Here is a 23,556-nt window from a genome sequence, read left to right as displayed (position 1 = left end):
ACTTTTTATTTGGTTTCGGCATCAATATCAACATTGATGGCGTTTTTTAGTAACTCTGCTGACAAGCTGACACCTTGTGTTTTGGCGTGCTTAGGACTGACATATAAAGTCAGATCATTCATGACTTCAGGTTTGATAGTATTGACCGCTTCGCCGTTTAATACGCGATATACCATCTTGCCAGTGGTACGACCAAAATCATAGTCATTAACACCAAGCGCAGCAGTCGCACCGCGTTTTACACTGAATTCATCAGACGCGATAATCGGTAACTTTAGCTCATTTGCTGCTTGGGTCATGGCCTCAAAGGCAGAGGCAACATTGTTGTCAAATGAGGTATAGATGATATCTGCACGTCCTTGCAAACTGCGCGTCGCCATACCGATATCCGTTGGACGGTTGGCAGGAATGTCTAATAGGGACAGACCTCTTGCTGGCAAAGCTTGTTTTAGGTTCTCACGCAATGATACTGAGTTTGCCTCACCTGGGCTATAGACATAACCGATGGTCTTTAAGTCAGGTTTTATCTGCTGTAACAAATCCAACTGCGGCTCTAGCGGTAGTTGGCTTGATAGTCCAGTCAAATTGCTTTGAAAAGGCTTGCCATCTGCTGTGATGAGTTTGGCACCTAGCGGATCTGACACAGCAGTGTAGATAATAGGGATAGTGGTGGTCGCGGCTACCACTGACTGCGCAGAAGGTGTTGAGATTGCTACGATCGCATCAGGATTGTCTCCTGCAAATTGCTTGGCAATCTGTCCTGCGGTCGCTGTGTTTCCTTGCGCACTTTGAAAGTTAACAGTTAGGTTTTGACCTTCGACATAACCGTTATCAGCCAACTCATCAATAATACCGCGGCGCATATCATCTAATGATGGATGCTCAACGATTTGAGTAATGGCAATTGATTTGGCAGGTTTGTCTGTAGCCGTGCTATTTTCAGCAGTCGCTGCGGTCTCGGTAGAGGAGTTTGAGCAGCCGATTAGTCCAAGTGTGCTAATGGCACTAAGAGCAACGCCATATAGGCTTAAGCGTAGAGTAGAAGCGATAGTCATTATTAGGTTAACTCATAGGTTATATCAATCGCAAAAACTAAGTAAATACGGCCAGACTGACTGAGCCTACTAATTTATATAGTAGTCATTTTACTCATCTGTTTGGTGTACTTTGGTTTTTTGCCATGATATTGAAGAATGCAGATTAGCCAAGTCAATGCTATGTTGATGCTGAGATAGCAGGCTAACAATTAAATAAAGTAATCGTTCCATCGATTATTATGTTCATATTATGACAGTAATGTAAGTTATCGCAATAAGAAATTAATGTGTAGCGGTCATGGTGATGGATAATAAAAAAATCATCACTTCTTTTTATCTTATCAAGACGCGTGATGCATTGAAGCTTTTATGTAGATTTAAATATAAAGGATGCCACTAGGGTACTTTTGTTTGCTCAAACCATATGCAAAAGGCTTACATCCTAGCAACGCATCTATTACGTACTCACTTTATAATTAACGTAAGCTAATTTTCATACGAGAAACATGATAAGCCTAAGGATAATCCAGTCATTTTGATGACACTGTGCTGCCATAGTGGATATGAAATAGTGCTATAACTTATCTAACTTTTTCGAATGACTATTTTAAGGATAATATTATGAATACTGCTAATCTTAAATTATTAACCATCGTTAGTATAACAGCCACTTCTTTGATTGGATTGCCTGCTATAGCAAAAGATGGTCATGGAAACGGGCACGGTAATAGCAAAGGTAACTCTGCCCATGTCAGTAAAAACTATAAACATAGTGGCAATGCCCACCCAAGTATTAACGCTTATCGAAATGCAAGCCCAAACGCCTCATTTAAGCGTGATCTTGATAGATACGGTTATAGAGTAGTCGGCAAGATTGATAGAAGAGATTATGACCGCTCTGTCGTTTTAGATCGTTATGATGACCGTTACGTTCGTATTCGTACGCCAGAAAATAACATTGTGACTGTGATTAATGACACGTTGCAGATTATCGATATTTTGAGTAGATAAGTATTTTGAGCAGATAAATACAAGGCTTGGTTTTTAGTCATTTGAAAAATCAACCATAAAAAAAGATGCCGCTTAGGGCATCTTTTTTATTTTTTATTTCTAAAAATAACCGTTATGCCAGTACGTCACCAACAACACAAGCATCTGGCAAGGTAACGACAGTTAAGCCTGTCTTTGGCTCGCCAGTTGACAATACCATGCCTTCTGATACGCCAAATTTCATCTTGCGCGGGGCAAGGTTGGTCACGCAAATGACTTTCTTATTAATCAATTGCTCAGGCTCATAGAACTTACGAATACCACTAAACACGTTGCGTGGCTTATCTTCGCCAACATCTAGCGTGAACTGTAGTAACTTATCAGCACCTTCTACATGGTTACACTCTAAGACGTGTGCGACTTTCATCTCGACTTTGGCAAAGTCTTCGATACCAATATAGTCAGTTTGTTCAGCATCCACATTAGCGTCTGTTGCAGGTGTTTTGTCTTTTGCGACAGGCTCGCTATTGTCAGGCACAGCAGGAGCGTCTGCTTGAGTTAATGATGCTTTAGAATCCTCTACCATTGCTTCAATATCTTTTTCTTCGATACGTTGCATGAGTGGTTTGAACTTATTGATTTTATGACCTAGTAACCACTCATTACGACTGGCAAAACTTAAATCATCAAGGTTCAAAAACTCTTTGGCATTATTAGTCAGCTCAGGTAATACTGGCGCAAGATAGACCATCAATTGACGGAAAATATTGATAGCGACCGAGCAGACGTCTTGAACTTCTTGCTCAGTACCCTCCAATTTCGCTAGTGACCATGGTTTTTTGGCATCGATATATTCGTTAGCTTTGTCCGCACATTGCATGATTAGGCGCATAGCACGCGAGAATTCACGATTCTCATAAGCAGCAGCAATCTCATCACCCGTTTTGGTGATGTCTTCTAATAGCTCTGACTCGACGCAAACTTCTGATAGCATACCGTCGTACTTCTTAACCAAGAACCCTGCACTACGACTGGCGATATTGACGACTTTACCAACCAAGTCAGAGTTGACCTTTTGCATAAAGTCTTCTAAATCTAAGTTGATGTCTTCAACTTTATCAGACAGTTTGCTGGCGAAATAATAACGCAGGTATTCAGGATGTAAGTGCTCAGCATACGTCTCGGCCTTGATAAAAGTACCGCGTGACTTACTCATTTTTTCGCCATTGACCATCAAGAAACCATGGGCAAAGACACCAGTTGGCGTGCGCAGCTCACTACCAGCTAGCATGGCTGGCCAAAACAAGGCATGGAAGTAAACGATGTCTTTGCCAATGAAGTGATAGACTTCGGTTTTATGCTCGTTTTCTTGTGCCCAATAACGGTCAAAATCAAGTGCTTGGTCTGTGCCTGCACGCTTATCACATAGGTTCTTAAAGCTTGCCATATAGCCAACTGGCGCATCTAGCCATACGTAAAAGTATTTGTCTGGCTCATCGCTTGGGGTATCTGGAATTTGGAAGCCAAAGTAGGGTGCATCACGTGAGATATCCCAGCTGGCAAGTCCTGCCTCAAACCATTCTTGAAGTTTGTTAGCGACTGATGTTTGTAGACGGTTGTCACTGCGCGTCCAGTCCTGTAAGAACTGCTCAAACTCTGGCAAATCAAAGAAATAATGCTTAGAGGTTTTGAGCACTGGCGTTGCATTAGACAGTGTCGAATGCGGGTCTTTTAGATCAGTTGCATCGTAAGTGGTGCCACATACTTCACAGTTATCGCCGTACTGATCTGGTGAATCACATTCTGGACAAGTACCTTTGACAAAGCGATCGGCTAGAAATAATTGTTTTTCAGGATCAAATAACTGCTCGACATCTTTTGTGCTGATATGACCAGCATTATTGAGACGACGATAAATCAGCTCAGAGAACTGTTTGTTTTCTTCTGAATGGGTGCTGTGGTAATTATCAAAGTTGATTAGGAATTTTGAAAAATCTGCTTCGTGTGACGCTTTCACTGAAGCAATTTGCTCCTCTGGCGTGACGCCATTGGCTTCTGCTTTGAGCATGATTGCCGTACCGTGTGCATCATCCGCGCAGACATAGGTGACCTGGTGACCTTGCGCTTTCATCGCACGTACCCAAATGTCAGTTTGAATATACTCTACAAGATGCCCCAAATGGATATAGCCATTGGCGTAGGGCAGCGCACTGGTTACTAGAATCTCACGCACAAAATCACCTATATTTTTATATAAACGGGTTAGTTATCGAACATCTCAAGCGGTTCATCGCTCATCGATGCGACATCGTTAATGCTAAAAACTTCTAAAAATAATAAAAATTCAAAAAGTGTGCCTATGATACCGTAAATCAAATAAATTTGTGATATTCCTTGGTAATTACTTCTCATTTGGCAGGCATTTATTAACCACAAACAATAGCCTTGCATCGTATTTGATAGTTATAGAGTAGTTATCAATCGACGGTAATTACTTCTCATTTGGCAGGCATTTATTAACCATAAACAATAGCCTTACATTAAATCTGATAGTTATAGAATGGTTATCAATCGACCATGAAAAAACCCACCAAGCAGTATGCCGAGTGGGTTTTTTATTTATCTATTATTCGTTTAGATACCAGTGGTTAGTCATAATAAATGGCTAAGCGATAATCTACCTTAGAATGAACCAAACATCGTCCCTAAGATAATAACAGCAACCACAGCGACCAATGGAATAACCATCGTAACCATCGCCAAGTTCAAATAAGACTGCTTATGGGTCAAACCACAAATCGCTAGCAAGGTGATGACCGCGCCACTGTGTGGAAGCGTATCAAGACCACCTGCCGCCATAACGGCTACGCGGTGCATCAGCTCAGGGTCGATACCCGCATTGACGGCCATTCTTAGATAGTCTTCACCTAATGTCGACAGCGCAATACTCAAACCGCCAGACGATGAGCCTGTGATACCAGCAAGCGTGGTCATCGCGACGGCTTCTGAGATCAGAGGGTTGTCAGGGGTAAGGTTTAAAATGCTATCACGAATGATAAGGAAGCCTGCGAGCGACGCGATAACTGCACCGTAACCCACTTCTGATGCGGTATTAAAAATCGGCAACATAGAATCATAAGTACCACGGTTAATGGTTTTTTGTAGATTATTCCAATGTCCGATACGCAGCAGAATTAACACCACACAAGCCACGACCAACGAGATAATAATTGACCATAACCCAAGCGAGCCTGCGACATTTAAGTCTGGGAACTGAGTTTGTAGACTGCTGAAATCTATCGATGGGAAAACCATATAGGTCAATATAGCGTTTAGGCCAATGACCAATACAAGTGGAATCATCGCAATGGTAAAAGAAGTATGATGAGTGTTTAATACCTCAGCTTCTTTTGCCGTTGCGCCAACGCCGCCTACATCTTCTTCGTCATGCTGACCATAACCTTCGCCTGCTGCATTGGCTTTTCTGGCGCGTGACTGAAGCCACATCCAACCACAGACAAACATGATCGTACCACCGATGATGCCCAAAATAGGCGCGGCAAATACGTTGGTGTTGTAGTAAGGAATTGGAATAGCGTTCTGGATAGCTGGCGTGCCTGGCAGTGCAGTCATCGTAAACGTAAATGACCCTAGGGCAATCGCTGCTGGAATCAAACGCTTTGGAATATCTGCTGCTCTAAACAAGTCTTTGGCGATTGGATAGATAGCAAAAGCCACAACGAACAACGATACGCCGCCATAGGTCAAAATAGCACAGACCAAAATCACCGCAAGGATGGCTTTGCTAGCACCGAGTTTTTCGACGACCGTATTGGCAATGGCAGTTGCTGCGCCAGAGTCTGCCATTAGGCGTCCAAATAGTGCGCCTAGCAAGAATATCGGGAAGAATTTAAGTAAGAATCCACTTAACGCGCCCATAAAGACATCGGTATAAGCGGGAATGGTGCTTAAGAAGTCACCTGACAGTAAGACTGCTAGTGTCGCCATAATCGGTGCTAGGATCAGCACAGAATAACCGCGATAAGCAAAGAACATGAGTAATAATAGGGTAATGACAATAGCAAGTGTACTAAACATGACGGCCCTCCTTGGCAAAAAAATAAGGCAGCGAGTATGCCGTGCTTGTCGATGTAGGTCAATAAAATTAATCAAAATAAGCCTATTCCGTCTGTTTTATCAAACATAAATCTAGATTTATAGACTGCTAAGCATTAATATCTCGACAATTTAACTCCTGCACAGCCTTGACTCACATGCGCTGATGGTTATTTTCTAGTCGCTACGAAAATAATATGTTAAGTTAGCACAAGTGTTTCACGCATGATATAGCGAGATAGAATGTATTGTTATGAATACCAATATAAAATATAATGCTTGCCCTATATCAGATGTGGTGGCAATAACCGCACTCAAATCTGATAAGCGTTCAACAAGGCGCTAATAACAATTCTTAAAACCAAACATTAAATTTACAAGGAATGTGAATATGTTTAGTGCCATCACTAATATGAGCGTGCAGTTAGTCAATCGCTATCTACCATCCCCATTCGTATTTTCGATCGTTTTGACCCTTATCGCGTTTGCTGTAGGACTGGCTACTACTGGCCAAAACATGATTGCTATGGCAGGGCACTGGGGCAACGGACTATGGTCACTGCATAGCTTTGCCATGCAAATGGCGTTGGTCTTAGTGACAGGTTATGCATTTGCTAGCGCTCCATTTATTCAGCGCTTATTGGACAATCTTGCTAGTAGAGTCCACTCTCCATTAGCGAGTTTGGTAGTAACGGTTTTAACCTAGGGCTAAACATCGTCATTGGGCTATTCTTGTTCATAGGTTTGCTATCGCATGGCACGCTAGAGCGTTATTATCGTGCCGTACACTCAGGGATAGGTGGCATCACGGGTATTGTGCTATTGTTCCCGTTCTACGGCGGCATCATGGGCATTATGACGGGAGAAAATGCGGATGGTATCTCTATTAGTACGCAAGTGACCGAGTTTTTTGTCAATTCAGCTTCTGCCGACAGTTTTCCGATTTTTGCATTTTTAAGTGCTGGCTTGGTCAATGTCTTTGTACCGTCGGGCGGTGGACAGTTTGCAGTACAGGGTCCTGTTATGATTCCTGCTGGTATTGAGCTAGGTGTTAGTCCAGCCATTACTGCGATGGCGATTGCGTGGGGTGATGCGTGGACCAACATGATTCAGCCGTTTTGGGCCTTGCCATTATTGGGTATCGCAGGTTTGGATGCACGCGCTATCATGGGCTACTGCCTAATAGTACTGGCAGTATCGGGTGCCATTATCATGAGTGTGTTTTGGCTATTGGTATAGTCATTCCACTGTAAAAATATTACTGCGTTAACCTCGCTTGAAGTATTAGATATACATCTACACTCGGTTGCCTTGTACTATTTTTAAATTGAATTGACTATATGGCGTTATAACGCGCAAAAGAAAAACAAGCATAATGAGTTTTTGCTGTTAGGTTTTATTAAAAGCAACAATCAAACGGATAATTGAGATATTTAATTCAGCATTAGGGCATGTCCTAATATATGCACGGATTAAAAATATAAATAACAGTCATAGGAGACAAGCATGAGTCAATCAAAAGTATATAACAGTGCCGAAGAAGCGCTAAAAGGCGTCGTTAGTGACGGGCAAACACTCGCTATCGGTGGTTTTGGTCTATGCGGCATTCCTGAAGCATTGATCGAAGCACTACGTGATAGTGGCGTTAAAGAGCTGACCTGTATCAGCAACAACGCTGGCGTCGATGACTTCGGACTTGGTCTGCTACTACAGACCCGCCAAATCAAGAAAATGATTTCATCGTACGTGGGCGAAAACAAAGAGTTTGAGCGCCAGTACTTGGCAGGCGAGTTAGAAGTTGAGCTAACCCCGCAAGGCACCTTGGCCGAAAAGCTACGCTCAGGCGGTGCTGGTATTCCTGCGTTTTACACAGCAACTGGCGTGGGCACCTTGGTTGCCGAAGGTAAAGAGACACGTGATTTTGATGGTCGTACTTATGTGTTAGAGCATTCATTACGCGCGGATGTAGCACTCATCAAAGCACAAAAGGCCGATAAAGCGGGCAACTTGATATTTAATAAAACCGCTCGTAATTTCAACCCAGACTGTGCAATGGCTGGAAAAATCACTATCGTCGAAGTCGAAGAAATTGTCGAAACGGGCACATTTGATCCGGATGAAGTGCATCTACCAGGTATTTTTGTTCAACGTATTGTATTGAATGCTAGCCCTGAAAAACGTATCGAAAAAACCACGACTAAAGCGCTAGAAGGCGCTTAGATAAAATCATGGTTGAAAATTATCGTCAGTTTTTAGATTGATAATAACTTAGATAGCTAATTGTTTAGATAACTAACGATTCAGATGAATAAAAATAGAATATCGCAAAAAATAAGGAAATCAGCATGGCATGGACAAGAGAGCAAATGGCGCAACGCGCTGCAAAAGAGCTACAAGATGGCTACTATGTGAACCTAGGCATCGGTCTACCAACGTTGGTCGCCAACTACATTCCTGAAGGCGTAGACGTATGGCTACAATCAGAGAATGGCTTGCTAGGTATTGGTGAGTTCCCTACAGCAGAAAACGTCGATGCGGACTTGATTAACGCGGGCAAGCAAACGGTGACCGCAGAAGCAGGGGCCAGTTATTTTAGTAGCTCAGAGTCTTTTTCAATGATTCGTGGTGGTCATGTCAACTTGGCAATATTGGGTGCAATGGAAGTCTCAGAAAAAGGCGACCTTGCCAACTGGATGATTCCCAAAAAAATGGTCAAAGGCATGGGCGGCGCGATGGATTTGGTTGCAGGCGTACAGCGTGTGATTGTATTGATGGAGCAAGTTAATAAGCACGGCGATCCAAAAATTTTGGCAAACTGTGAGCTACCATTGACGGGTAAAGGCGTGGTTGATCGTATCATTACTGAACTTGCCGTATTAGATGTTACTGATAATGGCCTAAAACTGGTTGAATTAGCAGATGGTGTGAGCTTTGACGAGCTACAAGAAAAAACGCCAGTAAGTATTATTCAGTAAACTTTGTACAGTAAAGTGACTATCCTAAGATTAATATGTTTTCTCCCGCAAATAAATACGCCACTATGACTATAGTGGCGTATTTGTTCAGTTCAATTTTATAAAAACTAATAATATTTTAGACCATGATAAGGAATATGTATGGCGACCCAATTAGAACAAGATTTGACAGGCAAAGTAGCATTGGTCACTGGCTCTGCAAGTGGTATAGGACGTGACATCGCTGAAATTTATGCAAAAGCAGGTGCAGCGGTTGGTATCGCTGATATCAATCTCGAAGCGGCACAAAAAACCGTTGATGCTATTGAAGCTGCTGGTGGACGTGCTCTGGCGATTGCTATGGATGTTACCTCAGAAGATGCGGTAAACGATGGTGTGCAACAGCTAGTTGATACTTTTGGTAGTATTGATATTTTAGTTTCTAATGCTGGTATTCAGATCATCGACCCTATTGATAAAATGGCATTTAGCGATTGGAAAAAAATGCTGAACATCCACTTAGATGGCGCTTTTTTGACCACTAAAGCCGCGATTAAGCACATGTATAAAGGTGATAAGGGCGGCACAATTATTTATATGGGTTCTGCGCACTCGCATGAGGCCTCATTATATAAAGCCCCTTATGTGACCGCGAAGCACGGACTACTAGGACTGTGCCGTGTACTGGCCAAAGAAGGTGCAGCGCATAAGGTACGCTCGCATGTAATTTGTCCAGGCTTTGTTAAAACACCTTTGGTAGAAAAACAAATCCCCGAGCAAGCAGCTGAAAAGGGCATCAGTGAAGAGTCAGTGATCAACGATATTATGCTGGTGAACACAGTAGATAAAGAATTTACCACGGTGGAAGACATTGCCCAATTGGCACTATTTTTGGCGGCTTTCCCAACCAATGTATTCACTGGACAATCTATCGTGGCCAGTCATGGTTGGTTTATGAATTAATATATATACAATTTGAATATACCACAACGTCAGACCTACTGGCGTTGTGGTTTTTTTATACGTCCAATTCAGCTACACTGTCACGATAGAAGGTTTGGCTAATATACTCATCAACGCTATCGGTTGTGAGATACGCAATGAGATGACTTGAGCGATTTGCCAGATCTACCCACTTGTATAGGCCATAATAGTAGCTATGTTTAACTTTATGAAGAAAAAAACCACAAAAACCGAAACGCCTCAGCAGCAGGCAGAGCGTGATAGTGCCGTCGACAAAGTCCTACTTGGATATGAGATAGGTGCCGTCAGTATTGCCACGATGGTTACAGGACTTGAGCGTGATGGCGAAGCACTTACCTTAGACCTGCGTTTGCCGAAAGACAGCAATCCTGAAGTTATCCAACAGGAGCTTGGCCAGTTGCTACATCCACATGGTATTACTACGATTCATATGAATGTGCGTCTGCCTGCGCCAGAAAAGGGTTCAGGTTCAAGCTTACCAAAGCAGATGCCAAAGACAACCAATGCGATGGAATCCCAGCCTTCATCTGGCGCTAATAACAATACTAGTAACACTAACGCTGAGCCACCGATTACAAAAGCTGCACCTACCCAAGCTTCATTGGCAGCGCATCCTCGTATCCGTCATATTATTGTCGTAGCATCAGGTAAGGGCGGTGTTGGCAAATCAACGACGACTGTAAACATCGCACTAGCATTACAGAAGCTGGGCAATCGTGTTGGTGTACTGGATGCCGATATCTATGGCCCTAGTATGCCAACCATGCTAGGCGTTGCCGATGTGAAGCCGCAACTGGAAAACGAGCAGTTCGTGCCAGTTGATGCGCATGGTATGGCAATGCTCTCTATCGGTAGTTTGCTCGATGGAGATAATACGCCGGTTGCATGGCGTGGACCAAAAGCCACGGGTGCATTGATGCAGCTATATAATCAAACCAACTGGCCGCAGCTGGACTATCTAATGATTGATATGCCGCCAGGTACAGGTGATATACAGCTGACATTGGCGCAGCGTATTCCAGTCACGGGTGCTGTTATTGTCACGACACCGCAGCATGTTGCACTGCTTGATGCGCAAAAAGGCGTTGAAATGTTTAACAAAACCAACATTCCTGTGCTTGGCGTGGTTGAAAACATGGCGCTACACACTTGTAGCAACTGTAATCACACCGAAGCGATCTTTGGTACGGGTGGCGGTGAGTTTATCGCTGAGCAATATCAGGTACCGCTATTGGGTCAGCTACCACTTGCCAGTGGCATTCGTGCACAAGTTGATAAGGGTGTGCCAAGTGTATTGGCTGATGATGAGTTTGCACGATATTACCTAGATATTGCCAAAAACATCGAAACCAATATCAATAAATTCGCAAAGCCTGTCGATGATAAGCGGATTTTCTAGTGTCTAATGATTAAATAGGGTGCTGGTTGCTTAGCTAGTCTAAAACCAATGTATGATAAAACAGCCATCACGCTATAAATTCAGCCATCAATTCCGTATAATCGTCGCTATCAAAATACTGTTATCATAACCGCTATTAAATATTTGCTAAGGAACAACAATGTCTATCAAGTCTGACCGCTGGATTCGTAAAATGGCCGAAGAGCACGGCATGATTGAGCCATACGAGCCGGGTCAAGTACGCTTTAATGATGCAGGCGAGCGTTTGGTTAGCTACGGCACCTCAAGCTACGGTTATGATGTGCGCTGTGCTCCTGAATTTAAAGTTTTTACCAACGTACATTCAGTGGTCGTTGATCCTAAAAACTTCGATGATAAAAGCTTTATCGATATCGTTGGTGATGAGTGCATCATTCCACCTAATTCGTTTGCTTTAGCCCGTACTATGGAGTATTTCCGTATTCCGCGTGATGTATTGACTATCTGCCTAGGTAAGTCAACTTACGCGCGCTGCGGTATTATTGTCAACGTAACGCCGCTTGAGCCTGAGTGGGAAGGGCACGTCACTTTAGAGTTTAGTAATACGACCAACCTGCCAGCCCGTATCTATGCTGGTGAAGGCGTAGCGCAAATGCTGTTTTTCCAAAGCGATGCTGATGATGTCTGTGAGACGAGTTATAAAGATCGTGGTGGTAAATACCAAGGTCAGCGCGGCGTGACACTGCCAAGAACCTAATCAGTAAGCGTACGTTTAAAAGCTTATCAGTTATAGAAAGTTAATAAGCCTTTAAATAGTTAATAAAAAAGCTAGTCATATTAAATATGGCTAGCTTTTTTATTGTGTTAAATAGAACTGGTCTAAGGTTCTATTTATTTCAAGACTTTCTACTTTAAGACCTTTAAACCTGCTTTATTATCACGCTTTGGTTTAGGTGCTTTGGCAGGACTGTTGTTAGACATTGGTGCTGAGTCGTCTTCTGGCTGATAGTTATCATATTCTTTTGGATCAAAAAACATCCCTTGCGAGTTCTCTTTAGCATAGATACCCATCACCGCAGTAAGCGGTACCCAGATTTCTTGTGATACGCCGCCGAAGCGCGCGCTAAAATGAATATAGTCATTTTCCATACTCATGTTACCAGTAGCACGGCTAGCGATATTTAATACGATACGACCATCTTGCACATGCTCGGTTGGTATTTGTACGTTGTCAGCGGTAGCATCGACCATCAAGTATGGTGTCAGAGCGTTGTCTTCTATCCATTGATATAGCGCGCGTACCATATAAGGGCGGGTAGGTGTAATAGAGGTGGTTTCGCTCATCTAATGATTTCCTATACTAATAATTATTAATAATGAAAAATATCTCGTTCAACGATTTATCAAATGACAAATGCTAATTAACGTCTATCTTATTTATACTTTATTTTAGGACAGCTTTTGATACTTGTCTAATCAACGCACACTTTTTTGGAAGCTACTGCGCTCAAACACTCTCGTCTGGTATTCAAATAATGGACGGCTGATTGCACGTGGCAGCTCAATACCCATCTCATCTAATCGCCATAATAGTGGTGCTAACAACACGTCACACCAACCAAATTCATCAGCCATAAAATAAGGCTTATGAGCGAACAGCGGTGACAGAGTAATTAACGAATCACTGAGCTGTTTTTTGGCAATGGCAGCCTGTGCTTTATTAAAGCTATCTGGATGTGTCAACAAGCGCTTGCCAAGTACTAACCAATCACGCTGAATGCGCCAAGCCAATTGGCGAAACTGTGCACGTTCTTGCGGTGTCTCAGGGAGCAGTTTGTTTGTGTGATAACGCTCTTCAAGATATTCAAAAATGACGTTAATCTCATAAAGCGCAATCTCACGCTGCTGTAATACAGGCAAGGTATGATAAGGGTTTAGCTCAGTCAAATCTTCAGGGCGCTCAGAATGTAAGCGAGACAAATAGTAATCTAGTTTTTTTTCTTCAAGTAATAGGCGTACCACATGACTGTCGTAGCCGTCATCAGCATACAAAATTAGCTGACTACTTGGAATGTCATTCGCATCAATCATGAAAGCCTAATGTTAATAGTGAAGGCTGTCATCGTAAACAAACTCGCAACGTTTATCAAGGTAGTGTACGTAAACATTAGGACTGAGCGAATTATTTTCCGGATTATCTAGTATTTATACTCTATATCAAGGCACAAAAAAGCACTACCGGAGTAGTGCCTTTTTTAATTCTCAGAACGGTCTGTTAACTATGACTTATTTGACATCTTTCCAGAATTCTTTATTCAATAAGTAAACTGGGATGAGCAGTACTAATAAGAATAGAATGACAAAGAAACCAATTACTTGACGGTCGTGGCGAGCAGGTTCACCCATCCACGCCATAAAGTTAACCAAGTCACCGACTTCAGATTCAAACTCTTCTTGGCTCAACTCTTCTTGCATGTTATGCAAGACGTGAGGCATCGCTGCATTGGCCAGTACCAAGTTGTTCGCGCCCCAAGGACGGCTTGGATCTTCATAGAACGACAGTAGATAAGTATATACCCAGTCGTCGCCACGTAGACGTGTCTCAAGTGATAAATCAGGAGGTGCTGCGCCAAACCAAGACGCTTGAATCTCAGGATCGATTTCAGCAGTAATGTGGTCACCGATTTGATCGGTAGTAACCATCAAATACTTTTCAACCAACTCAGGCGGTATTTCTAAATCTTTGGCAATGCGTGAGTGACGAACGTACTTGGCTGAGTGACACCCAGCACAGTAGTTCATAAAGATCTTCGCGCCGTTTTGTAGTGAGCCCTTATTGGTAAAATCAATAGGAGCTGTACTACAAGCCAGGTGTTCATCAACGCCATCTGCATTGGTGAATGTACCGCAGCCACTGCCTGAAGCCATTGCCGTACCAGCAGTCAAGGTTAATGCCGCGCCTAAGCCTAGACCAGCTAGGGATTTCATTAGCGTGCTCATTAGTGACCTCCGGTAACGCGTTCTGGTGGCTGTTTACACTTCTCAATGGCAGTGTAGAACGGCATCAGTAAGAAGAACAAGAAATATAGAATCGTGAATACACGAGCCATAATAGTCGCAGTTGGCGTTGCAGGTGTCGCACCTAAATAGCCAAGTACGATAAAGCTAATGGCAAATATAGTAAGGGCAATCTTAGACAAGATACCTTTGTAGCGTATTGAGCGTACAGGCGATCTGTCAAGCCAAGGCATTAGGAACAATACGGCAATTGCAGCACCCATTGCGATAACACCACCAAGCTTATCAGGAACAGCACGCAAGATGGCGTAGAAAGGCGTGTAGTACCATACTGGTGCAATATGTGCTGGTGTTTTCAGTGAGTTCGCTGTCTCAAAGTTTGGTGGTTCAAGGAAGAAACCGCCGCCTTCTGGGAAGAAGAATACCACTGCAAAGAAACAGATAAAGAATACTACGATACCAACCATGTCATGCACAGTGTAGTACGGATGGAATTCGATACCGTCTAAAGGCACACCATTTTTGTCTTTTAGCTTTTTGATGTCGATACCATCAGGGTTGTTCGAACCCACATGGTGCAACGCCACAATATGCATAAATACTAAGCCCACTAGGACTAGCGGAATAGCAACAACGTGTAGAGCAAAGAAACGGTTTAGAGTAATACCAGAGATGATATAGTCACCACGTACCCATTCAGCAAGGCCATCACCAATAACAGGTAATGCCGCAGGTAAGTTCAAAATAACCTGAGCACCCCAGAATGACATGTTACCCCAAGGTAGCAAGTATCCAAAGAAGCCTTCTGCCATCAATGCTAGATAAATACCCATACCGATGAGCCAGATAAGCTCACGAGGTTTTTGGTATGAACCGTATAGTAAGGCTCGGAACATATGCAGATAGACAACAACGAAGAAGGCAGAGGCCCCAGTCGAGTGCATATAGCGGATGAGCCAGCCACCTTTTACGTCACGCATAATATATTCAACAGACGCAAATGCCCCTTCGGCACTTGGGTTGTACATCATCGTCAGCCATATACCAGTCACCAATTGGTTGACCAGTACAATCATTGATAGCACGCCAAAAAAGTACCAAAAGTTAAAGTTCTTTGGTGCGTAGTACTTTGACATATGGTATTCATAGGTTTCAGTCGCTGGAAAACGCGCGTCCACCCAATGCATCAATTTCTTACCAATACTCATATTAAGCCTCCCCAACCGTCAAGATGGTACCATCCATACCATATTCTGGGATGGGTAGATTCAGCGGTGCTGGAACGCCACTAAAGACACGTCCTGCTAAATCATACTTAGAACCATGACAGGGGCAGAAAAATCCGCCGAACCAGTCATTACCACCCAGATCGGCTGCGCCAACATCAGGGCGATAGTTTGGTGCACAGCCCAGATGTGTACAAACACCTTCAACCACCAAAACATCTGGTGAGATAGAGCGTTCTGTATTTTTGCAATATTCAGGTTGTAATGATGCTTCAGAATCTGGATCAGACAGCAAAGGTTTTACAGATTCTAAAGTCGATAACATATCTTCTGTGCGTTTAACCACATAGATAGGCTTACCACGATATTTGACGACGATCATTTGTCCTGCTTCGATAGCACCGATATCTTGGGTTACTGCAGCCCCTGCAGCCTCAGCTTTAGCGCTTGGGTACCAAGAACGGACAAAAGGTGTCGCCACGGCAGCTACCCCAGCTGCACCAATCGCGGCAGTTGAGGCAATAAGAACTCTACGGCGTTGTACATTAACGCCTTCGGCTTGGCTCATTAATACTTCCTCCAGGTGAATGAAATGGGATTATCCCACACTGGGTTTGTGGCTTAGAAAATATACAATATCAAGCCACTTTAGCTGTGCCTAATTTTGCTAATTGTTGCTATTCTAAGCTATTTCGGTGATAAAATAAATTATTGCGTTAAAAATAAAGCAACCTCAATAGGACATATTAGAAGGTTGAATATGACAATCAAACTAAAACAGTTGGATTATCAACGTTTAACGCTAACTTTGCTTTAACAAGGATTATGATGTGATGACCTTATAAATAATAAGGATTTTCAGCAATAGCGAATGATACTTGAAATTAAGGTAATGTTCACTAACTTTCACCATCTAACTACTTTGTAAGTTGCTGTAAAACAAATATCACCACTCTATATAATAAAGTAGTGATGTTTTCATAATGATTAATAAGGTTTTGTCAGACTATCAGAAACTTGTTTATCGAAATACGCAATACACAGTACATGTGCGATATTCCAATAAGCTTAGTTAAAGAGTTGCCAATACTAGCCTTCAAGCTCGCTCCAACGCTCAAGCTTATTCATCATTTCATCTTCGATTGTCAATAACCGCTCACTTGCGGCTGTCGCTGCATCAAAATCGGTATTAAACCAAGAGCCATCAGCCAGCTTTTCTTGTAGCTGAGTTTGTTCGGCTTCGAGTGCGGCGATTTCTTTTGGTAAGTTATCCAGTTCACGCTGCTCATTGTAGTTCAGCTTTTTGGCTACTTTTTTAGGCTTGGTATCTGCGCCAGATTTGTTTGCCACTTTTTTGCTGACCGCATTATTGGCAGGTGCTTTTGCGGCACGTGCTGCCTCTTCGCGAGTTTTTTGCACCAGATATTCTTGGTAGCCACCAACATATTCGCTGACCACTCCTTTGCCATCTTCATCTTCGCCAAATACCCAAGTAGAGGTAACCACGTTATCCATAAATGAGCGATCATGACTGATCAGCAAAATCGTACCACCAAAGCTAGCGACTGACTCTTCTAATAGCTCAAGTGTCGCCATGTCCAAGTCGTTGGTTGGCTCATCAAGTACCAAAATGTTGGCAGGTTTTAATAACTGCTTGGCCAGTAATACACGGTTACGCTCACCACCTGACAAGGCTTTGACAGGCGTACGTGCACGCTCTGGGGCAAATAAGAAATCTTGTAAGTAGCTCATAATATGCGTCTTACGGCCGCCAACTTCGACAAAGTCAGAGCCTTCTGAAACATTCTGTGCAACGCTCGCTTCAAGGTCTAACTGATCACGCAACTGATCGAAGAATGCAATTTTCAGATTAGTACCTAATTCGACGCTACCAGACTTAGTCACTTCGTCATCAGACATATCGAGTAGGGCTTTAATAAGCGTCGTTTTACCCGCACCGTTAGGGCCGACAATACCAATCTTATCGCCACGCATAATAGTAGTCGTAAAGTCATCTACTAGCACGTTACCGTCATATTCAAGATGTAAGTTTTTAACTTTACAGACAAGCTTACCGCTTTTCTCGCCTTGACCCATGGTAATGTTTACATTGCCCACTTGCTCACGGCGCTCGCTACGCTCTTCACGTAAGGCTTTTAGTTCACGTACACGGCCCTCATTACGGGTGCGACGTGCTTTGATACCTTGGCGAATCCAAACTTCTTCTTGTGCCAGTTTTTTATCAAAGTTGGCATTGTTTTTTTCTTCAGCCTGTAACTGTAGCTCTTTTAGTTCTTGATAGCGCGCGTAACCACCTTCGCCTTGCGTCACGTCATAGCTGGTCAATTGGCCACGGTCAAGCTCAATAATGCGAGTCGATAGCTTATTTACGAATGCTCTATCATGAGTCACGAACAACAACGTCAGACCTTGCCAATCCAGCAAAAAGCGCTCTAACCATTCGATACTTTCAACATCCAAATGGTTGGTTGGCTCATCTAGTAGTAGTACATCAGGCTTAGTAACTAGCGCCCGAGCAAGTAACACGCGGCGTTTACGACCACCAGATAGGGATGATAAGTCATCTTCTGGATTAAGGCCCATGGTCGTAATCAGACGCATGGCATCGCGTTCTAAGTCCCAACCATGTACCGCGTCGATATCATGCTGTAGGGTCGCCATATGCTCACAAGCATCCATATCGCCATTCGCGCACATATCGACTTGCTTATTATAGTTAATGAGCAAATCAGCTGTGCGACGACTGCCGCCCATAACGATGTCTAATATGCGACCGCTGGTCTCGGGAACATCTTGCTCTAGCATCGCTACACGCATGCTACTGTTGGTAATAATCTCGCCACTGTCAGGCTGCAATGAGCCATTGATCAGTTTAAACAAAGTAGATTTACCTTCGCCGTTGCGGCCAATCAAGCACACACGCTCGCCTGTATTAATAGAAAAATCAATACCATCAAGAACAGGCGCGACGCCAAAGGCTAAGTGAATGTCTTTTAAATGAATCAGTGCCATAGAGTATCTTAAGCTTATATAATAGTGAGGTAGGGGTTGTTGCAAAATTGCCTGCAGTATAACATGCCACCGCGTCACTGTAGTGGGAGTAAATAGTTTTATCAGTAGTATTTATTGCTTTTACTAACTGCTCCTATTCCATGACTATGTTTGTAGATTTATCACTAATCTACAGTACCTCTCAACAATCCATTCTTTCAATTTAATACTTACTATAATTTAGAGAAAAATATGAACCAATCTAAAACTACAGACGATACTTCTGATATTCAAAATGATTTGCAAGCCCAAGTAGTCGATCTGCAAATGAGCCTCGCGCATCTTGAAGTGACCGTCGAACGACTGGATGACGTAATTACGCGACAAGACAGAGATATTCATACGTTGCAACGTCAACTACAGCTGATTTATAAACAAATTGAAGGTCAAGATACGGAAAGTGGTATTGCACCGTTCGATGTAATGGCAGACAGACCACCACATTATTGATAAGTAAGATTTGAAAAGAAAAGCCTTTAATAGTAGAAAATATATACGCACTTTTATATATAGATACTCTCTGATGACTATGTGGTCATAACATAGAAATAATGTGTTTTTATAGTTGTTTTAGTGTTAAAAAATCTTTACTATCTTCCACCTCGGATACTGCTTATCTATGAAAATTAGGTAAAACAGTAAAACAATGCGGATGTTTGGAGATATAAAATGCGCCACACCTTTCATTTAAAAACTCTTGCAGTAGCTGTTGCTACTCTTTCTTTTGCTAGCGTCGCTAGTGCTGCTGGCCTTGATCGCTCAGGCCAAGATATCACCGCATTCCTACAAGACGGCACGTATGCAGAAGCTGTCTACACTTATATCGATGCTGATGTTACTGGTAAAGATACCTCAGGTAATAAGATCGATGACATCGCAGAGTCTTATGATTTTTTCCGTTATGGCGTAAAAACAGATATCAACGATACGTTTAGTGTTGGTATCCTATATGATGAGCCTTTCGGTGCAGCAGCCGATTACACTGGAAATAATAACTTTGTAGGCGCACCAACTGATGCTGTTAATAATATTATTGCATCGCGTCTAGGTGGATTAGGCGTTAATAATGTAGAAGAGTTGAAAGGTTTAGTTGAAGGTACTCAAAACCAGTTAACTGCTGCTGAAACTCGTTTAAATGCAGTTAGAGAGCAAGTAAGACAAGCCCAAGCAGCTGTTAATCAAAACCCAGCACTTGAGCCTGCACTGCGTCCACAGATTAATGCTGGTTTAGCAGGTATCGCCGCTGGCGAAACGCAGCTAGCAGAAGGTCAAGCACAGTTAAATCAACTTGAGCAATTAGAAGGCTTTGCGGATGGTCGCCTTGCGAATGATGAAGGCACAAATGTTGAAGTCCGTAGCGAAAGCATCACAGGTATCCTAGGTGCTAAGTTTGGTCAAAACAAAGAATTTCAGGTGTACGGTGGTCCTGTTGTTCAGCGTATCAAAGCTGATGTAAGTCTTCGTGGTAGTGCCTATAGTGCTGCTACAGGCTATACCGCTCATATTAGTCCTGATACCGACTATGGCTATATCGCTGGTATATCTTATAGTAAACCTGAAATTGCTCTAAAGGCGGCTTTGACCTATCGTTCTGAAATTGACCACAGCTCGAATATCGATGAGATATATCCAGTAGTAGCAGCTTTAGGTGGTGAAGCGAATCAAGGTAATACGCTAGATATTACTACACCTAAATCAGTTAACTTCGATTTCCAAACTGGTATTAACCCTACAACCTTAGCGACTGCCAAAGTACGCTGGGTACCATGGAGTGATTTTGCAATCGTTCCACCACTTTATAATGAAGTGAGCAAGCAAGCAACTAATGATGATAAAGGTTTATCTTTAGTCAGCTATGACGATGACCAATGGCAAGTAGAGTTAGGTCTGGCCAAACGCTTAGCGCCAGCATTGGCAGTAAGTGGTACTGTCGGTTGGGATAGTGGTGCTGGCAACCCTGTAACTTCATTGGGTCCTATCGAAGGCTACTACAGTGCTGGACTTGGTGCAAAGTATAATGTTACTGAGAACTGGGCCGTATCTGCTGGTGGTAAATATCTATGGTTTGGTGATGCTAAAGGCCAAATCCCAACGAAAGCTATTGTGAGTGACTTTGAAAGTAATGATGGATTTGTACTTGGGGTAAAAGTTTCTTACCAAGCTCAGTAATTTACAGCTTAGTTATATAGTAAATGTTTTAAATGTTATTGATAAAAAAGCGATCCTTAAAAGGGTCGCTTTTTTTATAGGCAGTATTGTAGTCATGGTGAGTCAGTTTTATCCCGAAAAAATTATCTTGTGGACGTATATATTTTTAGAAAATTCACATTTAAAAGTAGAAGTAAACGACATTGTTTGATTTATATCTTATTTGTACTGTTCAGTCATAATCAAGAAATAAAGCACTTTAATTGTTGTTTTAGTGTCAAAAAGCTATTAGTATTCAACTTAGGACACGACTTTGACACTTTCAATGTGAAGCGCAGCAATGCTATATATTGATTATCAAAGTAGTAATACAACAAGGACCGTTGGAGATACACAATGCGCACTACCTTTCACTTGAAAACCCTTGCAGTAGCAATCGCTACTCTCTCTGTCGCTAGCATGACTAATGCTGCTGGTCTCGATCGTTCAGGCCAAGATGTCACTGCTTTCTTTCAAGATGGTACCTATGCAGAAGCCGTCTATACTTATATTGATGCTGATGTAAGTGGTTATGATAGTGCTAACACTAACCCTTCTCAAAGTGATTATGTACGTGGTGATAAGACAGGTGATATTGCTGAGTCTTACGATTTCTTCCGCTATGGCGTAAAAGCAGACATTAACGATACTTTTAGTGTAGGTATTCTATACGACGAGCCTTTCGGCGCAGCTGCTGAATATACTCAAAGTAACTTTGTCTCACAAGGAGATGTCGACGCTTCTATTGCTTCTATTACTAATGGCGCAGCCCCAAGTCTTGCAGCGGCACAGGCTGGAATTGGTGCTCTGGCTGCAGGAGAAACAGCGGGTGTTTTGACTCCAGCACAGCAGGCTCAGTTAGATGGATTGCGTGGAGCAGTAGCAGTAGCACAAGCTGAAGCAGGTACCGCGGGCGAAAATACTAATGTAGAAGTTCGTAGCCAAAGCCTAACGGGTATTCTTGGTATGAAATTTGGTGCCAACAAAAATTTCCAAATTTATGGTGGTCCAGTTGCACAGCGTACTCAGTCTGAAACAAAATTACGCGGTTTAGCTTATGGACCTGCTAGCGGTTACACGTCAAACAGTAATCCTGATATGGACTATGGTTATATAGCAGGTATTGCTTATAGTAAGCCGGAAATTGCGTTAAAAGCTGCTTTAACTTACCGTTCTGAAATCGATCATGATATACAAATATCTGAGTCGTATCCGTTAGTCGCTATTAGAGCTACAGCAGCAGGAGCTACTCCAGAACAAGCGGCTGCAGCAGCAAATAGAAACAGCAAATACGAAATTACTACTCCTAAATCAGTCAACTTTGATTTCCAAACAGGTATCAACCCTACAACACTAGCAACGGCAAAAGTACGCTGGGTACCGTGGAGCGACTTTGTCATTACGCCGCCACTTTATAATGACACTAGTAAAATCAGTTATGGTCCTGATGGATTAAACTTGGTGGAATATAAAGATGACCAGTGGCAAGTGGAACTAGGCTTAGCGAAACGCTTAACGCCAGCATTGGCAGTAAGTGGTACTGTTGGTTGGGATAGTGGTGCTGGTAACCCTGTAACTTCATTAGGCCCGGTCGAAGGCTACTATAGTGTTGGTCTTGGTGCCAAATATAATGTCACGGAAAACTGGGCAGTATCTGTAGGTGGTAAATACCTATGGTTCGGTGATGCCCAAGGTCAATTACCAACAGGCAAAATCGTTGCCGATTTTGAAGACAATGATGGTTATATCGCTGGTGTGAAGCTTTCTTATCAAGGGAAATAATCTTTCTATATAGTTGTTAAATAATAAAAAAGCGACCTATGATGGGTCGCTTTTTTTACTGGTTCTCTGTTAAGTATTCTATTATTAGTGCTTAAATATAGGTACAACAGCAAAGATAATCTTTATAGTATTAATTTATATAGCATATCTACATTTTATTTGCCTAGTTTAGTTTAGTGTCCATATACAGCAAATACCCTTCCATTTAAGAACCTATACGCACTCATACCTTACCGAATAAGCTGTTAATAACTTAGCATACTTGAGGTGTATAACGATGTATAAGCAGGTAGCCAAGTACGGCGCTAAATAGAGACAAGGACAATTATATTAATAAAGGCCTACTGTTCAGGGATGGGTATCGGATGGATGGATAAATAGGCTAGGATAATCGAGACCATCCCGAATTCTGTGTAACTGCCATTTAGATTAAATGCTTACTGATACGGTCATCAAACATAATCATAAAACGATTCAGAGCAGACGTCCAGTTACGGATTGGCATCGACCACTTTTTGGATGCCTGCTGGGTGGCTAAGTACACCACCTTGAATGCTGCCTGATCAGAGGGGAACACCTTACGCTTATTCACCGCCGTCCGAATCACGCTGTTTAGCGACTCAATAGCATTAGTGGTATAAATCACTTTTCTGATGTCTTTAGGGTAACCAAAGAACACCGTGAGGCCCTCCCAGTTATTACGCCAAGACTTGATGACATGCGGATACTCCTTGCCCCATACCTCATCAAAGTGCTCAAGATTGGCCTCTGCCATCTCAAGCGTATCAGCGCCGTAGATGGCCTTTAAATCA

Annotated in this window: 21 protein-coding genes; 11 read left to right on the top strand and 10 right to left on the bottom strand. The window is 42.6% G+C overall.

What is annotated here, in order from left to right:
• Positions 1–5 precede the first annotated feature (5 nt).
• Complete coding sequence (locus tag JMX91_RS05060; protein WP_057759277.1) at positions 6–1,055, bottom strand: ABC transporter substrate-binding protein; 1,050 nt, start codon at positions 1,053–1,055, stop codon at positions 6–8.
• 603 nt (positions 1,056–1,658) lie between these two features.
• Here JMX91_RS05060 and JMX91_RS05055 point away from each other — a divergent pair.
• Complete coding sequence (locus JMX91_RS05055) at positions 1,659–2,048, top strand: hypothetical protein (RefSeq protein ID WP_201547987.1); 390 nt, start codon at positions 1,659–1,661, stop codon at positions 2,046–2,048.
• Positions 2,049–2,160: 112 nt separating this feature from the next.
• Here the strand turns inward: JMX91_RS05055 and metG are convergent, their stop codons facing one another.
• Together metG and JMX91_RS05045 are read right to left on the bottom strand one after the other, a co-directional pair.
• Positions 2,161–4,260, bottom strand: a complete 2,100-nt coding sequence (gene metG, locus JMX91_RS05050; protein ID WP_201547986.1) for a methionine--tRNA ligase — start codon at positions 4,258–4,260, stop codon at positions 2,161–2,163.
• A 449-nt stretch (positions 4,261–4,709) separates the two neighbouring features.
• Entirely contained in the window at positions 4,710–6,125 is a 1,416-nt protein-coding gene (locus JMX91_RS05045; RefSeq protein ID WP_201547985.1) for a GntP family permease, read from the bottom strand.
• Positions 6,126–6,534: 409 nt separating this feature from the next.
• Between JMX91_RS05045 and JMX91_RS13385 the strand changes: the two genes are divergently transcribed.
• The 7 genes from JMX91_RS13385 to dcd all read left to right on the top strand — a co-directional run bounded on the left by JMX91_RS13385 (position 6,535) and on the right by dcd (position 12,216).
• Entirely contained in the window at positions 6,535–6,849 is a 315-nt protein-coding gene (locus tag JMX91_RS13385; RefSeq protein ID WP_265089164.1) for a TIGR00366 family protein, read from the top strand.
• A gap of 26 nt (positions 6,850–6,875) precedes the next feature.
• The gene (locus JMX91_RS13380) at positions 6,876–7,382 is read left to right on the top strand and encodes a TIGR00366 family protein (protein ID WP_265089163.1); all 507 of its coding nucleotides are present in this window, start codon (positions 6,876–6,878) and stop codon (positions 7,380–7,382) included.
• 267 nt (positions 7,383–7,649) lie between these two features.
• The gene (locus JMX91_RS05035; protein ID WP_201547984.1) at positions 7,650–8,363 is read left to right on the top strand and encodes a CoA transferase subunit A; all 714 of its coding nucleotides are present in this window, start codon (positions 7,650–7,652) and stop codon (positions 8,361–8,363) included.
• Positions 8,364–8,488: 125 nt separating this feature from the next.
• A complete protein-coding gene (locus JMX91_RS05030) occupies positions 8,489–9,118 on the top strand; it encodes a 3-oxoacid CoA-transferase subunit B (protein ID WP_201547983.1) in 630 nt (209 codons plus the stop codon).
• A gap of 141 nt (positions 9,119–9,259) precedes the next feature.
• Positions 9,260–10,060, top strand: coding sequence for a 3-hydroxybutyrate dehydrogenase (locus JMX91_RS05025; protein ID WP_201547982.1), 801 nt, complete (start codon positions 9,260–9,262; stop codon positions 10,058–10,060).
• A 196-nt stretch (positions 10,061–10,256) separates the two neighbouring features.
• On the top strand, positions 10,257–11,480 hold the full coding sequence (gene apbC / locus JMX91_RS05020; protein ID WP_201547981.1) for an iron-sulfur cluster carrier protein ApbC: 1,224 nt from the start codon (positions 10,257–10,259) through the stop codon (positions 11,478–11,480).
• A 160-nt stretch (positions 11,481–11,640) separates the two neighbouring features.
• Complete coding sequence (dcd, locus tag JMX91_RS05015) at positions 11,641–12,216, top strand: dCTP deaminase (protein WP_058024138.1); 576 nt, start codon at positions 11,641–11,643, stop codon at positions 12,214–12,216.
• Between the two features lie 149 nt (positions 12,217–12,365).
• Here dcd and JMX91_RS05010 read toward each other — a convergent pair whose 3' ends face one another.
• The 6 genes from JMX91_RS05010 to JMX91_RS04985 all read right to left on the bottom strand — a co-directional run bounded on the left by JMX91_RS05010 (position 12,366) and on the right by JMX91_RS04985 (position 18,736).
• A complete protein-coding gene (locus JMX91_RS05010) occupies positions 12,366–12,803 on the bottom strand; it encodes a ClpXP protease specificity-enhancing factor (RefSeq protein ID WP_102078541.1) in 438 nt (145 codons plus the stop codon).
• A gap of 132 nt (positions 12,804–12,935) precedes the next feature.
• Positions 12,936–13,550, bottom strand: coding sequence for a glutathione S-transferase N-terminal domain-containing protein (locus JMX91_RS05005; protein WP_201547980.1), 615 nt, complete (start codon positions 13,548–13,550; stop codon positions 12,936–12,938).
• A gap of 195 nt (positions 13,551–13,745) precedes the next feature.
• The gene (locus tag JMX91_RS05000) at positions 13,746–14,459 is read right to left on the bottom strand and encodes a cytochrome c1 (protein ID WP_201547979.1); all 714 of its coding nucleotides are present in this window, start codon (positions 14,457–14,459) and stop codon (positions 13,746–13,748) included.
• Complete coding sequence (locus tag JMX91_RS04995; protein ID WP_201548053.1) at positions 14,459–15,664, bottom strand: cytochrome b; 1,206 nt, start codon at positions 15,662–15,664, stop codon at positions 14,459–14,461. Before JMX91_RS04995 ends, JMX91_RS05000 begins: the two co-directional genes overlap by 1 nt.
• A 22-nt stretch (positions 15,665–15,686) precedes the next feature.
• Entirely contained in the window at positions 15,687–16,271 is a 585-nt protein-coding gene (gene petA, locus JMX91_RS04990) for a ubiquinol-cytochrome c reductase iron-sulfur subunit (RefSeq protein WP_201547978.1), read from the bottom strand.
• A gap of 521 nt (positions 16,272–16,792) precedes the next feature.
• On the bottom strand, positions 16,793–18,736 hold the full coding sequence (locus JMX91_RS04985) for an ATP-binding cassette domain-containing protein (RefSeq protein ID WP_201547977.1): 1,944 nt from the start codon (positions 18,734–18,736) through the stop codon (positions 16,793–16,795).
• Between the two features lie 231 nt (positions 18,737–18,967).
• Here JMX91_RS04985 and JMX91_RS04980 point away from each other — a divergent pair, with 231 nt between their 5' ends.
• The 3 genes from JMX91_RS04980 (at position 18,968) to JMX91_RS04970 (ending at position 22,744) form a co-directional block, all read left to right on the top strand.
• Positions 18,968–19,225, top strand: a complete 258-nt coding sequence (locus JMX91_RS04980) for a SlyX family protein (RefSeq protein WP_201547976.1) — start codon at positions 18,968–18,970, stop codon at positions 19,223–19,225.
• 219 nt (positions 19,226–19,444) lie between these two features.
• A complete protein-coding gene (locus JMX91_RS04975; RefSeq protein ID WP_201547975.1) occupies positions 19,445–20,944 on the top strand; it encodes an outer membrane protein transport protein in 1,500 nt (499 codons plus the stop codon).
• 375 nt (positions 20,945–21,319) lie between these two features.
• A complete protein-coding gene (locus JMX91_RS04970) occupies positions 21,320–22,744 on the top strand; it encodes an outer membrane protein transport protein (RefSeq protein WP_201547974.1) in 1,425 nt (474 codons plus the stop codon).
• 424 nt (positions 22,745–23,168) lie between these two features.
• Here JMX91_RS04970 and JMX91_RS04965 read toward each other — a convergent pair.
• The coding region (locus JMX91_RS04965; protein WP_201547973.1) for a transposase at positions 23,169–23,556 on the bottom strand (388 nt) is incomplete at its 5' end.

Origin of the sequence: Psychrobacter sp. Pi2-1, assembly GCF_904846645.1 — a bacterium.
Taxonomy (GTDB): domain Bacteria; phylum Pseudomonadota; class Gammaproteobacteria; order Pseudomonadales; family Moraxellaceae; genus Psychrobacter.
The sequence above is the reverse complement of the archived record's forward strand: the minus strand, read 5'-3'. Positions and strand labels throughout refer to the sequence as shown.

Bases quoted from the DNA above. Each gene is read 5' to 3' on its own strand.
- dcd (WP_058024138.1), top strand. From the start codon at position 11,641: ATGTCTATCAAGTCTGACCGCTGGATTCGTAAAATGGCCGAAGAGCAC.
- JMX91_RS05010 (WP_102078541.1), bottom strand. From the start codon at position 12,803: ATGAGCGAAACCACCTCTATTACACCTACCCGCCCTTATATGGTACGC.
- JMX91_RS04970 (WP_201547974.1), top strand. From the start codon at position 21,320: ATGCGCACTACCTTTCACTTGAAAACCCTTGCAGTAGCAATCGCTACT.
- JMX91_RS05055 (WP_201547987.1), top strand. From the start codon at position 1,659: ATGAATACTGCTAATCTTAAATTATTAACCATCGTTAGTATAACAGCC.
- JMX91_RS04995 (WP_201548053.1), bottom strand. From the start codon at position 15,664: ATGCATTGGGTGGACGCGCGTTTTCCAGCGACTGAAACCTATGAATAC.
- JMX91_RS04985 (WP_201547977.1), bottom strand. From the start codon at position 18,736: ATGGCACTGATTCATTTAAAAGACATTCACTTAGCCTTTGGCGTCGCG.
- JMX91_RS05000 (WP_201547979.1), bottom strand. From the start codon at position 14,459: ATGAGCACGCTAATGAAATCCCTAGCTGGTCTAGGCTTAGGCGCGGCA.
- JMX91_RS05060 (WP_057759277.1), bottom strand. From the start codon at position 1,055: ATGACTATCGCTTCTACTCTACGCTTAAGCCTATATGGCGTTGCTCTT.
- petA (WP_201547978.1), bottom strand. From the start codon at position 16,271: ATGAGCCAAGCCGAAGGCGTTAATGTACAACGCCGTAGAGTTCTTATT.
- JMX91_RS05035 (WP_201547984.1), top strand. From the start codon at position 7,650: ATGAGTCAATCAAAAGTATATAACAGTGCCGAAGAAGCGCTAAAAGGC.
- JMX91_RS04975 (WP_201547975.1), top strand. From the start codon at position 19,445: ATGCGCCACACCTTTCATTTAAAAACTCTTGCAGTAGCTGTTGCTACT.
- JMX91_RS05045 (WP_201547985.1), bottom strand. From the start codon at position 6,125: ATGTTTAGTACACTTGCTATTGTCATTACCCTATTATTACTCATGTTC.
- JMX91_RS05005 (WP_201547980.1), bottom strand. From the start codon at position 13,550: ATGATTGATGCGAATGACATTCCAAGTAGTCAGCTAATTTTGTATGCT.
- JMX91_RS05025 (WP_201547982.1), top strand. From the start codon at position 9,260: ATGGCGACCCAATTAGAACAAGATTTGACAGGCAAAGTAGCATTGGTC.
- JMX91_RS13385 (WP_265089164.1), top strand. From the start codon at position 6,535: ATGTTTAGTGCCATCACTAATATGAGCGTGCAGTTAGTCAATCGCTAT.
- JMX91_RS04980 (WP_201547976.1), top strand. From the start codon at position 18,968: ATGAACCAATCTAAAACTACAGACGATACTTCTGATATTCAAAATGAT.
- JMX91_RS05030 (WP_201547983.1), top strand. From the start codon at position 8,489: ATGGCATGGACAAGAGAGCAAATGGCGCAACGCGCTGCAAAAGAGCTA.
- apbC (WP_201547981.1), top strand. From the start codon at position 10,257: ATGTTTAACTTTATGAAGAAAAAAACCACAAAAACCGAAACGCCTCAG.